This window comes from Alkalibacterium pelagium, assembly GCF_900109325.1.
GTDB classification, from domain to species: domain Bacteria; phylum Bacillota; class Bacilli; order Lactobacillales; family Carnobacteriaceae_A; genus Alkalibacterium; species Alkalibacterium pelagium.
On the sequence record NZ_FNZU01000010.1, the window covers coordinates 95,448 to 109,008 of the forward strand.

Below are 13,561 nucleotides of genomic sequence, written 5' to 3' on the forward strand. Positions count from 1 at the left end.
GAATATTCCCCTTCCTTACTTATAGAAAAGCAGGTAAAGCTGTTTTGACACCCTTGAAAAATAGGGAAAGAAGCCTGAATGAGCATACTGCGCAATTGCCCGGAGACTTTTCGCTTTAGCGAATTAGTCGAATGGTATGCGTCAGCTGGCGTTTCTTTCATCTTTTTTCATGCGGTGTCAGGCTTTAACTGCTAGCCAGTAATCATGTATATCTCTGCAGTCAGTTCATTCTATTCGGGAATCGTCCAGAATAGAGTCAGTCGTGCGTCAGTTGACCGTCAACGCCTGTGCCGTCTGAGCCAAGTGCTTTTTCCAGAGCTTTCCAGGACAGTGTTGCGCATTTGATCCGGGCAGGGAATTTTGATACACCTGCAAGCATCATCGCGTCACCGAGTTCCTGTTCGTGTTCAGGCTTGTTGCCTTGGACGACTTCTGAAAATTCGTTCACCAGCGTCAGGGCTTCGTCAACGGATTTATTTAAGATGGCATCGGTCATCATGCTGGCACTGGCCATTGAAATGGTACAGCCGCTTCCGTCAAACCGTACATCAGTTATTTTATCTTCTTCGACTGTCAGCTGCACTTGGATCACGTCTCCACATGTCGGGTTTTTCAGCTCGATCTGTGTGGTCGCTTTATCCAGTACACCTCGGCGTCTTGGGTGCTGAGAGTGATCAAGGATCACTGCCCGGTATAATTGATCTAATTTAGTCAAGGCCATGTATGAAAAACTCCTTCGTGGCTTTCAATGCGTCAACGAATTTGTCTGCATCAGCAACCGTGTTATACAAGTAGAAACTTGCACGGGCCGTGGCTGGCTGATTCAAATAGTTCATCAAAGGCTGTGCACAGTGGTGACCGGCTCTGACAGCTACACCTTCCATGTCCATTGCTGTCGCAACGTCATGTGGGTGAACCCCATCGATATTGAATGCGATCACGCCTGTCCGGTCCGAGGCTTTCTTCGGTCCGAATAAGGTCAGTCCTTCGATTTCTTCCAGCTTCGGCATCAGGTACGCCACCAGATTTTGTTCATGGTCCATTATCTCACGCATGCCGATGTTTTCCAAGTAGTCAATAGCTGCGCCCAGTCCGATCGCTCCGGCGATGTTCGGGGTTCCTGCTTCAAACTTCCATGGCAGTTCTTTCCATGTGCTGTCCTGCAGTTCCACGAAATCGATCATCTCTCCGCCAAACTCCAGAGGCTCCATTTTCTCAAGCCATTTTCGTTTGCCGTAAAGCACGCCGATACCGGTCGGTGCCATCATTTTGTGACCGCTGAATGCGTAGAAATCTGCATCCAGTGCCTGAACATCTACGGGCATATGCGGCACTGCCTGAGCACCGTCGACAACCATCACGCCACCTTTGTCATGCACGTAGTCAGTCAGTTCCCTGATCGGGTTGACGACGCCCAGCACATTTGACACATGAACAAGAGAAACGATTTTAGTCTGTTCTGTGATCTTTTCTCTTGCATCGTCCATGTCCAGCTTACCGTCATCCGTCAGCTCGATGTATTTAAGTTTAGCGCCTTTACGCTTAGCCAGCTGCTGCCAGGGGATGATGTTCGAGTGATGTTCCATGAAGGAAATCACGATTTCATCCCCTTCTTCAATAATCAGATCGCCAAGACTTCTGGCAACCCAGTTCAGACTGGTCGTTGTCCCTCTTGTAAACAAGACTTCAGCCGTGCTTGGGGCATTGATGAAGCGGCGGACTTTTTCTCTGGCTCCCTCATATTGAGTGGTCGCTCGTTCCGCCAGGGTATGCACCCCTCTGTGCACATTCGCATTCGAGGTGTGGTAATAGGTTTCAAGAGCTTTCAGGACGGCTTCAGGTTTCTGTGTGGTCGCGGCATTATCCAAATAAACAAGTGGCTCATCGTTGACGTGCTGCTGAAGGATCTTGAAGTCCTCCCGCAGATGTTCGTAAGGCACGGTCATCTAGATGTCAACTTCCTTTCAATGGTATCAACCAGTTCGTCACGGATGCTTCTCAGTGGAATAGCTGAAATTACTTTTCCAAGGAATCCGCGGATAACCAGTCGTTCTGCTTCTGATTTCTCGATTCCTCTGCTCATCAGGTAGTACATTTCTTCAGGATCCACGCGTCCTACACTGGCTGCGTGTCCTGCTGTTACTTCATTTTCGTCAATCAGTAGAATCGGGTTCGCATCTCCGCGGGCTTTGTCAGACAGCATCAGTACACGTGATTCCTGCTGAGCATCTGCTCCTTTAGCCCCTTTAATGATGTGGCCGATCCCGTTGAATGTCAGTGTAGCTCGGTCCATGATAACACCATGCTGGAAGATGTTTCCTTCCGTATGGTTACCATAGTTGACAACGTTTGAGTCGATGACTTGCGTCTGACGTCCGCTGCTGATTCCGACAGCTTTCAAATCACTTGATGACCCTTCTCCGACAAGGTCGACATCAAAGTCACAGACAACATTTCCGTTGTTCATGACCCCAATCGCCCAGTCGATCGTAGAATCTCTGAATGTGTATCCTTTACGGTTGAAATACACTGTAGAGTTCTCACCCAGCTGGTCAACTGCACTGAATTTGACTTGTGCGCCGGCTTTAGTGACGACTTCTACCACGATGTTTGCGGCATTTTTTGTGTCGCCTTTTGTCAGGTATTTCTCCACATAGTTGAAGTTTGAATTCGTGTCGGCATAAATCAATACGTGCTTGATGAACGAATCTTCAACTAAACTGTTCTGAATGAAGACTGCTTCAAGCGGGTCTTCGATTTCAACGTTTTTAGGCACGTACAGGAATAGACCTGAATTCATGAACGCTGCGTGGAATGCAGTGATTTTATTCGTATCAGGTTTAACTGCTTTAGACATGTAGGCTTCCTTGACCAGGTCAGGGTGCTCTATAAGTGCCGTATGCATGTCAGTGAAGATGACCCCTTTATCCTTCAATGACTGAGGAAGGGTTTCGATCACTGTGTCGTTTCCTGTCTGAATCACACGGGCAGCATCTGCCTTGTCTTCGATGAATTCAAATGGATCGATAGCTTTTGGTGCCGGTGCGCCAGTCAGGTTCGGGACCTGCCACAGTGGCCAGCGGTTATATCTTAAACGCTCGATGACGGGCGGATCAAGATCTTCGATTTTTTCCAGCGCGTCCAGGCGCATCTGAAGCATCCACTCCGGTTCCTGCAGTGCTGTGGAGAAGGCTTGTAATGCGTCTTTATAACTCACGTAGTCTTTAGTCTTTGTTTCCATAAGTCATGGCCTCCTCAAAAATTAGTCTTCTTCAATTTCAAAGTCTAATCCTAATTCTTCCATTAGACCTTTGTATCCTTCTGCTTCAAGTTTCTTAGCGAGTTCAGCTCCACCTGTCTTAACAACACGTCCATCCATCATGATGTGGACGATGTCTGGGGTGATGTAGTTCAGTAGACGCTGATAGTGCGTGATGATCAGTGAGCCGAAGCCTTCACCGCGCATGGCGTTAACTCCTTTGGAAACGACTTGCAAAGCATCGATATCCAGTCCTGAGTCGATTTCGTCCAGAATAGCGAAAGTCGGTTCGATCATTAACAGCTGCAGGATTTCGTTACGCTTCTTCTCTCCGCCTGAGAATCCTTCATTTAAATAACGTTCAGCCATTTCTTCCGGCATATCCAGAACAGCCATTTTTTCATCCAGTTTGTTGATGAAGTCCATGACGTTCATCTTATCGTCTTCGTCTCTTCTCGAGTTGATTGCTGCACGCATGAATTCTGCATTAGTGATTCCAGCAATTTCACTTGGGTATTGTACAGCAAGGAACAGACCGGCACGTGCGCGCTCGTCAACTTCCATGTCCAGAACGTTCTCTCCGTCCAGAAGTACTTCTCCTTCTGTTACTTCGTAGCTTGGGTGTCCCATGATTGCAGCAGAAAGGGTAGATTTCCCTGTTCCGTTAGGTCCCATGATTGCGTGGATTTCACCTGTCTGCATTTTCAGGTTCACGCCTTTAAGAATTTGTTTGTCCTCGATGGATACATGTAGGTTCTTGATCTCTAATACGGCCATTATGTACCTTCCTTTTCTACTTGTATTTTTTTGAGCAAAAAAGTCTGTAAAAGCAGAATCCTGCCTGAAAAAACTTTCTTACTTACAATGTCTAATTTTAGTCTAATTGAGAATCAGAATCAAGGTTTCTTTAAGGTGAATATCAGCAGAACCTGATTTTTCATTGATTTAACAAGGTTTCCAGATTATAAAAATTATCATCTGCGAATAAATAAAATCATCAGGAAACATACGTCCTGATGATTTTATCATTTATAATAGGGATTCCAGCAGCCAGGCAAGAGGTCTCATAGCTGGTATGAGTATTCTCTGCCACCAGACAGGTGTCTCCCCCTCTGTTTTTTCTCCAGGTATCTCTGACCCATCCTGATCGAACCGGACACTCTTCTTCAGATAACTTTCTTCCACTTCGTCCAGAATTTGTCGTGCCAGTTCTTCACTGTCCAGAACGATCATGGTCTCAGTACTGAGCCAGGTACTTCTGGCGTCAAAATTAAATGCGCCGACTGCACTGATGCGTTCATCGACGACCATCGTCTTCATATGAAGAGAGGCTTCTTTCGGTTGGTACTCATAGTAGTCAAGAAATGAATCGATAAAGTACTGCCGCCTGTTTTCCGTCCCGCTTTGAGCTACCATATTTGAATTGGTCGACTTACCATTGGTCAAAATAATGCCTTCGTCTACTGTCAGGTCTGTTTCTTCTATATGTCTGCGCATACGTGTGTCAGGTATCGTCCAAGGTGACTGAATGAACAGATTCTCTTCGGCTTGTTCCGCTAAAGTCAGCATATCGCTCCATATGTAAGGCTGCTTGAAGTTTCGTTCAATGCTGTTGAATGTAAGAAAGCCACTGTCTATTTCTACTGACCGATTCTCCCAGTCACTTACTTCGCTTACATTGCTGCGTTCTGCACGTTCCGTTTGATGTTCATCGTAAAATGCTCTAAGCGCTTCAGTCTGTTCTTCCGCTCTATTCTGTTCCCATCCAAACAAGGTCCTGTTGTTCTGTGTGATCGCATATTCGCTGTCAAAAAGATCAGTATAGTAGGCTCTCATGTCTGATATCAGACTGTCTTCCTGCTGATCCGGATTCATAAGCAGGACATCCCGGTCATAAGAATACCCGACATCTTCCCCGCTACGCTCATAGTACAGATCCCCTACATTACGGCCACCGATAATGGCATAATCATTATCGACAACTAACAGCTTGTCATGTAGACGGTTATTCAGCCGCCATGGTGCGATGGCTACCGAATAAATGGGTTCGTACAGTTTCAGTTCGATATTCGGATGCAGATTGAAGGCTCTGAGAACATCCCGGTCGTCTCCTCTGACCCCGTGGAAAATACCATCCAGCAGATACCTGACTTCCACCCCTCTGTCAGCGGCTGCCAGGATATAGGCATAAAAAAGCTCGACACTTTTGCCGTCTTCCATATAAAAATAGGATACGTCGATCGATTCTTCTGCCTGTTCGATGATATCCATACGTGCCCCGAAGGCTTCCAGACCGTATTCCAGCAAAGTCACGCGCTCCGAGGTGTCTTTAAATTCAAGATCCCGGTCCACCACTTCCGGCGGAGTCCTCAATGCTGTTAATATAAGTGCTGTAAATAAAAAATATAGCAGATATGCCCCGATAATTCCTCCAATAATCTTCGCGGCTTTCCTGATCTGTTCTTTCTCCATCTCAATTCCCCACATTCTAAGTCACTATCAGTACTATTCTACAGTAAATTCCGTAAAATAACACCTGATACTTCTTCTTAGAGTAATGAATCGAACAGATCAGTCAGGGGTCTTAGTGCGTCTATGATGAGCTGCTTCAACATTTGTGTGCCGTCAGTTCCATCTGGTAACGGATCTTCTGATTCAGCCGGATGAATGTGGGAGTCATATCGCTCTTCATTCATCCGGCTGATTTCTTCGGCCAGAGACGGGCTCCTGACGACCAGCATAGATTCTGTGTGAAGGTAAGTACTTCTGGCATCGATATTGAACGAACCGACGCCCACCCATTCATGATCCTTTACAAAAGATTTCATATGCAGTGAACGGTCCGATTTCTGAAATTCAAGGAGGTTCAGTCCGCTTTCGATCAGTTCATCCCGGTGGTTTCTATACCCACTGTGAGCGATGATATTGGGTGTGGCCCGCAGTCCATTCGTCAGAATAGTAACGGTCTCTGTCTTAATTGCGTGCATGCCAGCTGTCTCTGACATAAATGCATCTGGGATGACGTAAGGACTTTGAATCAGGATCGATTCCTCCGTTTCAGATAGGACAGTAAGAAGGGTGTGCCAGACTGCGGGCTCCTTATTCAGACGCTCAAGTCCATTATGTACGAAATAGCCTGAATCGATTGCATGAGATTTGTTGCGCCAGTAATCCTCTGTCATAAGAGTGAGGCTGTCATTGTGATACTGCTCTGCTCGCTCACGCAAGGCCTCTGATGTTCTTCTGACCCGCCAGTCAGATGTCAATGTTGGAACAGGATCTTGTCTTCTCGTTACATAAGGCATAGACCAGAGCTCATCAAAATAATGGGACATGTCCGATATCAGTTCATTGGCTGACACGTCCTGACCTATGATCAGCAGCTCTCTGTCGTAAGATACTGTATCAGCGGATTCATTGAAATACTTATCTCCTACATTTCGTCCACCGATCAGTCCCACCTTTCCATCTGCAATCATCAGTTTGTCATGCATCCGATTATTCCATGTCCAGGGTCTCAAAGGATTTAGAGTGTCATACATGCCGACTTCAATGTTCGGATGACTGAGAAATACGTCATATATCTGTCTATCCAGGAGCCTCATACCATGAAAAATGCCATCAAGCAGCAGACGGACCTCGACTCCTCTGTCAGCTGCCTCAAGAATGAGAGAGTAAAACAGATCAACCGTCTCTCCCCCCTGCATTGCAAAGGTAGAAATATCCAGGGTCTCATCTGCTTCTGTAATCAGTTCGCGCCTGATCTGCCAGGCTTCCTCTCCCGTTTCGACCAAGGCGACCCGCTCATCCGTCGAAACAGGTTGAGGAAGCTCAGACACATTGGGGACTGCCGAGAAATAAACGCCTCCTGTTACACCCGCTACGGCATATACAATGTATATAACTACTCCACCAGCTATCCACTTTTTCTTAGCTTTTTTCAGCTTGTCTTTCATTTTTATCTGCACCGTCCACAAACGTACTCTATTATCCTTTCATCGTACGCTTTATGTTCGAGAAAGAGGTGACTTGTATTGGAATTTTGTATGAACTTATTTATCCAGTGAACGATTGTTATAAAAAAGGACTGTATATGGAGCGATACCCAGTACAGTCCTGCGAATTGAATAAGTTCTGACTTAGTTTTTAAGTTTTTCAGCAATGATGGCTGCTGCCTTTTTAGGCATCACACGATACATCCGGTCCATCATTTTTGCATCATTGCCCACCATTACTCTATATGCGTTCGACTCAATTGCATCGATCATTATTTTCGCTGCATCGTCGGCGAGAGTCAGTTTATATTCTTTCCCACTTGTATCGGTCGTCGCTTTACGCTCAACTTTTGAGTTCTGCATAATGTTTGTCTTAATGGCCCCCGGGAAAGCGATCGTTACACCAACATTTGTATCAGTAAGTTCTGAATGCAGACCTTCAGTCATCAATTTGACGGCTGCTTTTGATGCCCCGTAAATCGACTGTCCAGGTACAGGAAGAAAGCCGCCCATACTTGCTACATTCAGTATATGTGCTTCCGGCCGTTTAAGCAGCTCCGGAAGAAAACTTTTCACCATGTACAATGTGCCGTAGAAATTGACATTCATGACCTGTTCGATTTTATCGTAGCCTAAATCATTGACGTCAATAAAGGGCTGGATGATTCCTGCATTGTTTATAATGCCGTCGACCGTCCCATGAAATTCTTTTACCTCATCCACCAGTTTTTCAATGGCTTCTCTTTCAGTAATATTCACGACATGTGTTGAGATCTTTTCCTTTGATTCCGGTGCCAGTCTGGCTGTCTCCAGTACTGCTTCCTTGTTGATATCGACCGCTGCTACTCTTGCTCCTCGCTTGGCAAGCTCAAGCACAAGCTCCCTGCCCATCCCTGACCCTCCGCCTGTCACGACGATTGTTTTTCCGTTTACCTTCATAACGTATCCTCCTTGTTTTGTATTCGCTTTCATTATACAGCATAAACAAAAGGAATTGTAGAATCTGTTCAACATTTCACTTTGGATCCACAATTCTTTTTGTCTAGTCGCCTATTTTTTTAACTGTTGTACTGCTTCTCTTACTGAAACAGCTCGTGTGATGGACGACACGACCGCCACCCCATCGACTCCTGTTGCCCAGACGTCTCTAGCATTTGAAGGGTTGATGCCGCCAATTGCCACAGCAGGAAGGTGATCTCTTCCAGTCATCGCGTCCTTGATACCTTTCAGCCCGATTACGCCTTCATGGTCCTGCTTGGATAATGGCGTGAAAGCCGGACCGATCCCCGCATAATCCAGTCCACTGATTGTCTCTGCTTCTCTGAATTGTGAGACATTATTGGTAGACAAGCCTATGATAAATCGGTCTCCCCATTTTGAAATCAGATCCTGAATCGGATAATCCCCCTGACCGACATGGATCCCGTCAGCCTCCAGCTTGAGGGCAAGCTCGACATCATCATTGACTATGAATGGTACATCATACTGTCTGCACAGAAGCTGGCAGACCTGTGCCATTTTTACCCGAGCAGCAGGGTCAGTTTCCAGGCTGTCTTTTCCTTTTTCTCTGAACTGAAAACAAGTTATACCTGCCTGAAGAGCTTCCTCAAGGGTATGGACGAGCGACTTTTCTTTGCAGTCCTGTGTGCCGGCAATAAAATAAATTTCCAGCATAGCTTTAATATCTCGTGTCATTCGTGTTCCTTTCTATATGCCCAGTGATTCGTCGGTCCATGTCCATGTCCGATACTCAGGTGACTCCTGATTGCAGCCTGGATAAATTTCTTAGCTGTTCGTACGGACTCTTCCACTGAATGCCCTTTTCCTAACTCTGCAGCAATGCAGGCAGCAAAGGTACAGCCAGTTCCGTGGGTTTCTTTCGTATCGATGCGTTCTGAACGCAGCCATATCTGTTCACCGTTTTCAAGCATCAGCAGATCATCTGCATGAGACGCGTCCACTGCATGTCCACCTTTTATGACAATATTTCTACAGCCAGTTTCCTGCAATCGTTCGGCTGCCTTGACCATATCTTCTTTTGAAGAAATAGACATGTCAGCCAGTGCTTCTGCTTCAGGAATATTAGGTGTGATCACCATAGCGAGAGGAGCCAGGATTTCCCGCATGACTGAGACAGCACTCTTTTCCATTAATGGGTGCCCCCCTTTAGCAATCATCACAGGATCAATGACCAGAGGAATAGACGCCACTTCTTTATATACTTCAGCTACTGCTTTCATATACTCCCCATTGACCAGCATTCCTGTCTTGATCGCAGCGACATTAAAATCAGACAGGACCGACGTCCACTGCTGCTTGACCATTTCGATCGGTACAGGGTGAACGCCCTGTACCCCAGTCGTATTTTGAGCTGTGATAGCCGTTATCACTGACATGCCGAAAACGTCGCGTTCCTGAAAAGTTTTCAAGTCCGCTTGTATGCCTGCGCCTCCGCCACTGTCACTTCCTGCAATAGTCAGCACTTGTGGTGTTTTACTTTTACTCATTGGATTATCCTTTCTATTCGTGCGTGTTTAGTCAGATCATCATCACTGAGACTATGGAGCACATCGATCAGTGCCGCCCTAAAACTTCCCGGCCCATTGATGCCCGAGTCCGCCGCCCATTCTCCAGCTATCCCGAAAGCGGCATGAGCAAGTACAACTCGACTGAGCATGTCAGATCCATCTACTACTCCAAGGAAAGCCCCGATGATTCCGCTCATCATGCAGCCACTTCCAGTGATCATTGCCATCAGCTGATCGCCATTCGAAACAGCAAATACTCTTGTGCCATCTGTGACAATATCCGTCTTTCCGGATACAGCTACAATACAGTGTCTTTTCTCAGCCAGTCTGACCGCAACATCTATAGGGGAGTTAGCTCCATCTTTGGAGTCCACTCCTTTTGACTGCCAGCTGACACCGACTAGAGACGCAATTTCTGATGCATTGCCTCGAATCACCGTCATGTCAACATTTTCAAAAAGCTTTTGAGCTGATTTTTTTCTAAAGGTCGTTGCTCCGACACCAACAGGATCCAGAATTACCGGTTTGCCTTGAGCGTTTGCCTGTCGTCCGGCCAGAATCATGCTTTCCAGTGAATCAGAGGTCAGTGTACCCATATTGATGACGAGGGCCTCGGCCATACCCGTTACTTCTTCGACCTCTTCTTTTGCAATTGCCATAATGGGTGACGCACCAATGGCCAGCAGCACATTGGCAACATCATTAGCGACAACCTGATTAGTGATCGTGTGTACCAGCGGATTCTGGTCTTTAATGTGTAAAATAGCATGATCAGAATTCATTTTGAACCTCCCTGATTGTGTTATGTAGACAAAAAATCTTCCACCAGGTACGTGGAAGATTTTAGTATAGTCAAGCATTCGTCTGTCTCCTGCTTGAAACATACATCTCCCTTCGCTAGCATTACCTAGATCAGGTCATGGGTCAGGTCTTACCTTTCTCAGCCTTTAAGCTCCCCTGATGATATCAGACTTCATTACTATCAGTTTATCATAGTTTCGGTGAACAGACTAGGAAACACCCATCTAAGCCAGCTTCTGACTTTTTTAAACACACTCATAAAAAAGAGAGCACAGATCCTGTCTGTACTCTCTAACTTATTATCCGTGGTATTCGCCTTTTGTGGCAATGTTGTCCTTATTTATTTCGTTGATAATGACAGTCACGGCTTCTTTGGGTGCCCCCGTATGGGTCTCAACTGCCTTTACAACGTCTCTGACCAGCCCTTCTTTCTGTTCCTTAGAACGGCCTTCAATCATTTCTACATGTACGATCGGCATCTCATCTGCCTCCTTTCGTTTGTTTAATGCGCATCACGATCCAGCAAGGTTTCAGCTTATTCAGCAAAAGCATCTGTATTAAGCGAGTTGAACACTGAATCATCAATGTCTGTTACCAGAAGCAGCCAGTTATCCTCTTTGTCCGATGAGTTCAGTAAGTCAGGCTCATCTTCAACTTCAACGTGGACTTCCATTACTGTCAGGTCAAAAGGTATGGTCAGCTCAGTCACTGCTTTAGCCCCTTCAGCATTGAGAATGGCATCTCCTGCTTTCAGATTCCCAGGTTCTGTACTGATTTCCACGAACATGACTTCTCCTAGATCGTCCTGGCCCTTTTCGGATAGACCAATGCGATAATCTGAAGGCGATAGTTTCTCGATCCATAACCCGTTTGAATGATATTTAATTGACATCTTTCTGCTCTCCTTTACCCCATACTCGTTCATATTCGTCAATTTTGAAGCCGGATGTGTATGTGTCTCCTTCAACGGCAAATGGCCGTTTGACTACCATCCCGTTTGACGAGAGCCACACTGCTGCTTCTTCTATAGACATTTCTGGAAGTTTTTCTTTGAGGTTCTGTTCTCTGTATACATTTCCGCTCGTATTGAAAAATGATTTAATCGAGCGATCAGTGTCTGACAGGATTGTTACCCAGCTTTCTTTTGAAGGAGTCTCATCCAGCAGACTGATTTCCTGATAGGATACTGACTGCTCATCCAACCAGTTTTTAGCTTTCCTGCACGTTGAACAACGTGGGTGACAATAAAATTTCATAACGTCCCTCCTATTTATCTTTTTCAATTATAGACCACTTGAGAAAAAAAATAAATGGGAGGGTTCCAGTGGTGAATGAGTGTGCTGATGTTCCTTCTCTTTCAAAAGTAACTATCAATAACACTACATCCACACAAACTGCATGTTCCAGCTCGTCTTTACCATAAAAAAGGAAGGATCATTGTAAGATCCTCCCCCATCGAGCAGTCCAGAATTATTTAAGTGTCCAGATCCTTTCCCTGTTCTTCTCTTTCTTCTAATTCTTCTTCTTTAAGTTTATTAACTTTGAACAGCTGACGTTTCATGATGACCGTTTCTGCTTCACTTGGGTAACCAGAATAGTTGGAAGATTTCAGCTGTTTCTCGTTCCGTTTTTTTGCTTCATATTCAGGTACAGACATATGATTTTTCCATTCGAATATAATGGCATTCAGTAAGGCGCCGAGAAGAATCACTATACTCGTGAAATACAGGAACAGCATCAAAGCCAGAAATCCACCGAATGTCGCATTAGTCAGGGCATCATCACTGGCCATATTCAAGTATATCGAGAATCCTTGGGTCAGAAGCATCCATCCGATTGTCGCGAACAACGCTCCCTGATAGGAATACTTGAATGACAAATGGTGGTTTGGTACAAACCGGTAAACGATCAGCAGTACGGCAAAGAGGATAACCAGAAGGATTACCCATCTTAAAAGCAGGAACTCCTGAATGAATGGAATATCGAAGCCGATAACATTCTGAACGAATTCAAGAATCTGTTCACCGAATACGAAGATAAATAATGCCAGTCCAACGATCAGTAGTATACCGATCATGACAAAGAGTGATAGGATTCTCCCAACAATAAAATTTTTCTGCTGTACTGATCCATATACATCATCCAGTACTCGTCTCAGTATCGTGATCACTTTACTAGCCGACCAGATTGCGGTCAGAAGTCCAAATGAAATGAATCCGCCACTCGCACTTTCCAGATAGCCTTCAAGTATCGGCTCGATGATATTAAAGATATCTTGTGGAATAAAATCAGCTACTAGAGCCAACATCTCATTCGTGTCCAGTGGCAACAACGGGATAATATTTGCAATGACTAGTAAAAGCGGGAACAGAGAAAGAAGAACAAAGTAGGCCATTTCTGCTCCACTCTGATTGACTGTAGCTCTTTCCCAGTTTGACTGAAAGATTTTGATCAGACGCAGCAGCTTGTCTTTGTGCGGAATCTTATCTTCCAGTTTCTCTATTTTCTGCACAGGCTCACATCCTTACTATAAAGATTTCTTTTTATCATCTTACCATAGGATAGAATAAAATCCCTATTCATAAGCTTTAAAGCAGATTCCATGTCGACATGAATAGAAGAGATTGATAAACCGCCCATATTACCTCTCGAGTTTAGTTTCGTATTCCTTCAATCAAGAACTTAGTTTAGTTCATCAGAGAAATAAGATCTGAAATGCATTTTGACAAGACTAGAATGTAGTTCACTATTATTTTTGATGTGTGAACTACACCCATTATCTAACTGATTTAGTTCGCTTGACGAATCAGGTTGCGAACTTCATTATTGAGTGTACAAAATGCAGTTCGCTGACAATCTCAGGGCTGAACTGCATTCTCTTAGAATCGAGTAGGAGGTAAATAATTAATTTATTTACCGTCCTCTCACACCACCGTACGTACGGTTCCGTATACGGCGGTTCAATATCTTGAGTAAGC

14 protein-coding genes and 1 riboswitch are annotated in these 13,561 nt (G+C 45.2%); all 14 genes read right to left on the reverse strand.

Annotation, left to right across the window (positions count from 1 at the left end):
* Positions 1–256 precede the first annotated feature (256 nt).
* Positions 257–721, reverse strand: a complete 465-nt coding sequence (gene sufU, locus BMX79_RS08950; protein ID WP_091481793.1) for a Fe-S cluster assembly sulfur transfer protein SufU — start codon at positions 719–721, stop codon at positions 257–259.
* On the reverse strand, positions 708–1,946 hold the full coding sequence (locus tag BMX79_RS08955; RefSeq protein ID WP_091481795.1) for a cysteine desulfurase: 1,239 nt from the start codon (positions 1,944–1,946) through the stop codon (positions 708–710). Before BMX79_RS08955 ends, sufU begins: the two co-directional genes overlap by 14 nt.
* Complete coding sequence (sufD, locus tag BMX79_RS08960; protein WP_091481798.1) at positions 1,943–3,241, reverse strand: Fe-S cluster assembly protein SufD; 1,299 nt, start codon at positions 3,239–3,241, stop codon at positions 1,943–1,945. Before sufD ends, BMX79_RS08955 begins: the two co-directional genes overlap by 4 nt.
* A 21-nt stretch (positions 3,242–3,262) precedes the next feature.
* On the reverse strand, positions 3,263–4,036 hold the full coding sequence (gene sufC, locus BMX79_RS08965) for a Fe-S cluster assembly ATPase SufC (protein ID WP_091481800.1): 774 nt from the start codon (positions 4,034–4,036) through the stop codon (positions 3,263–3,265).
* A gap of 252 nt (positions 4,037–4,288) precedes the next feature.
* Positions 4,289–5,731, reverse strand: coding sequence for a phospholipase D-like domain-containing protein (locus tag BMX79_RS08970; RefSeq protein WP_170231013.1), 1,443 nt, complete (start codon positions 5,729–5,731; stop codon positions 4,289–4,291).
* A gap of 77 nt (positions 5,732–5,808) precedes the next feature.
* Entirely contained in the window at positions 5,809–7,215 is a 1,407-nt protein-coding gene (locus tag BMX79_RS08975; protein WP_143059429.1) for a phospholipase D-like domain-containing protein, read from the reverse strand.
* Between the two features lie 183 nt (positions 7,216–7,398).
* Positions 7,399–8,193 (reverse strand): SDR family NAD(P)-dependent oxidoreductase, encoded by a 795-nt coding sequence (locus tag BMX79_RS08980; protein ID WP_091481808.1) that lies wholly within the window; start codon positions 8,191–8,193, stop codon positions 7,399–7,401.
* A gap of 111 nt (positions 8,194–8,304) precedes the next feature.
* Positions 8,305–8,949 carry a thiamine phosphate synthase gene (gene thiE, locus BMX79_RS08985; RefSeq protein ID WP_218025377.1) on the reverse strand — a complete coding sequence of 215 codons (645 nt, stop codon included), beginning with the start codon at positions 8,947–8,949 and terminating at the stop codon, positions 8,305–8,307.
* The gene (gene thiD / locus BMX79_RS08990) at positions 8,946–9,761 is read right to left on the reverse strand and encodes a bifunctional hydroxymethylpyrimidine kinase/phosphomethylpyrimidine kinase (protein WP_091481811.1); all 816 of its coding nucleotides are present in this window, start codon (positions 9,759–9,761) and stop codon (positions 8,946–8,948) included. Before thiD ends, thiE begins: the two co-directional genes overlap by 4 nt.
* Complete coding sequence (gene thiM, locus BMX79_RS08995; protein WP_170231015.1) at positions 9,758–10,564, reverse strand: hydroxyethylthiazole kinase; 807 nt, start codon at positions 10,562–10,564, stop codon at positions 9,758–9,760. Before thiM ends, thiD begins: the two co-directional genes overlap by 4 nt.
* 90 nt (positions 10,565–10,654) lie before the next feature.
* Positions 10,655–10,751: riboswitch (TPP riboswitch) on the reverse strand.
* Positions 10,752–10,882: 131 nt separating this feature from the next.
* Positions 10,883–11,062 (reverse strand): 2-hydroxymuconate tautomerase, encoded by a 180-nt coding sequence (gene thmT, locus BMX79_RS09000; RefSeq protein ID WP_091481816.1) that lies wholly within the window; start codon positions 11,060–11,062, stop codon positions 10,883–10,885.
* A 56-nt stretch (positions 11,063–11,118) separates the two neighbouring features.
* Positions 11,119–11,475 carry a glycine cleavage system H family protein gene (locus tag BMX79_RS09005; protein ID WP_091481818.1) on the reverse strand — a complete coding sequence of 119 codons (357 nt, stop codon included), beginning with the start codon at positions 11,473–11,475 and terminating at the stop codon, positions 11,119–11,121.
* Positions 11,465–11,839, reverse strand: coding sequence for an arsenate reductase family protein (locus BMX79_RS09010; protein WP_091481821.1), 375 nt, complete (start codon positions 11,837–11,839; stop codon positions 11,465–11,467). The genes BMX79_RS09005 and BMX79_RS09010 overlap by 11 nt, the downstream gene beginning before the upstream one ends.
* A gap of 218 nt (positions 11,840–12,057) precedes the next feature.
* Positions 12,058–13,095: a YihY/virulence factor BrkB family protein gene (locus BMX79_RS09015; protein WP_091481823.1), complete on the reverse strand. Its 1,038-nt coding sequence runs from the start codon at positions 13,093–13,095 to the stop codon at positions 12,058–12,060.
* Positions 13,096–13,561 lie beyond the last annotated feature (466 nt).

Bases quoted from the DNA above. Each gene is read 5' to 3' on its own strand.
- sufU (WP_091481793.1), bottom strand. From the start codon at position 721: ATGGCCTTGACTAAATTAGATCAATTATACCGGGCAGTGATCCTTGAT.
- BMX79_RS08955 (WP_091481795.1), bottom strand. From the start codon at position 1,946: ATGACCGTGCCTTACGAACATCTGCGGGAGGACTTCAAGATCCTTCAG.
- sufD (WP_091481798.1), bottom strand. From the start codon at position 3,241: ATGGAAACAAAGACTAAAGACTACGTGAGTTATAAAGACGCATTACAA.
- sufC (WP_091481800.1), bottom strand. From the start codon at position 4,036: ATGGCCGTATTAGAGATCAAGAACCTACATGTATCCATCGAGGACAAA.
- BMX79_RS08970 (WP_170231013.1), bottom strand. From the start codon at position 5,731: ATGGAGAAAGAACAGATCAGGAAAGCCGCGAAGATTATTGGAGGAATT.
- BMX79_RS08975 (WP_143059429.1), bottom strand. From the start codon at position 7,215: ATGAAAGACAAGCTGAAAAAAGCTAAGAAAAAGTGGATAGCTGGTGGA.
- BMX79_RS08980 (WP_091481808.1), bottom strand. From the start codon at position 8,193: ATGAAGGTAAACGGAAAAACAATCGTCGTGACAGGCGGAGGGTCAGGG.
- thiE (WP_218025377.1), bottom strand. From the start codon at position 8,949: ATGACACGAGATATTAAAGCTATGCTGGAAATTTATTTTATTGCCGGC.
- thiD (WP_091481811.1), bottom strand. From the start codon at position 9,761: ATGAGTAAAAGTAAAACACCACAAGTGCTGACTATTGCAGGAAGTGAC.
- thiM (WP_170231015.1), bottom strand. From the start codon at position 10,564: ATGAATTCTGATCATGCTATTTTACACATTAAAGACCAGAATCCGCTG.
- thmT (WP_091481816.1), bottom strand. From the start codon at position 11,062: ATGCCGATCGTACATGTAGAAATGATTGAAGGCCGTTCTAAGGAACAG.
- BMX79_RS09005 (WP_091481818.1), bottom strand. From the start codon at position 11,475: ATGTCAATTAAATATCATTCAAACGGGTTATGGATCGAGAAACTATCG.
- BMX79_RS09010 (WP_091481821.1), bottom strand. From the start codon at position 11,839: ATGAAATTTTATTGTCACCCACGTTGTTCAACGTGCAGGAAAGCTAAA.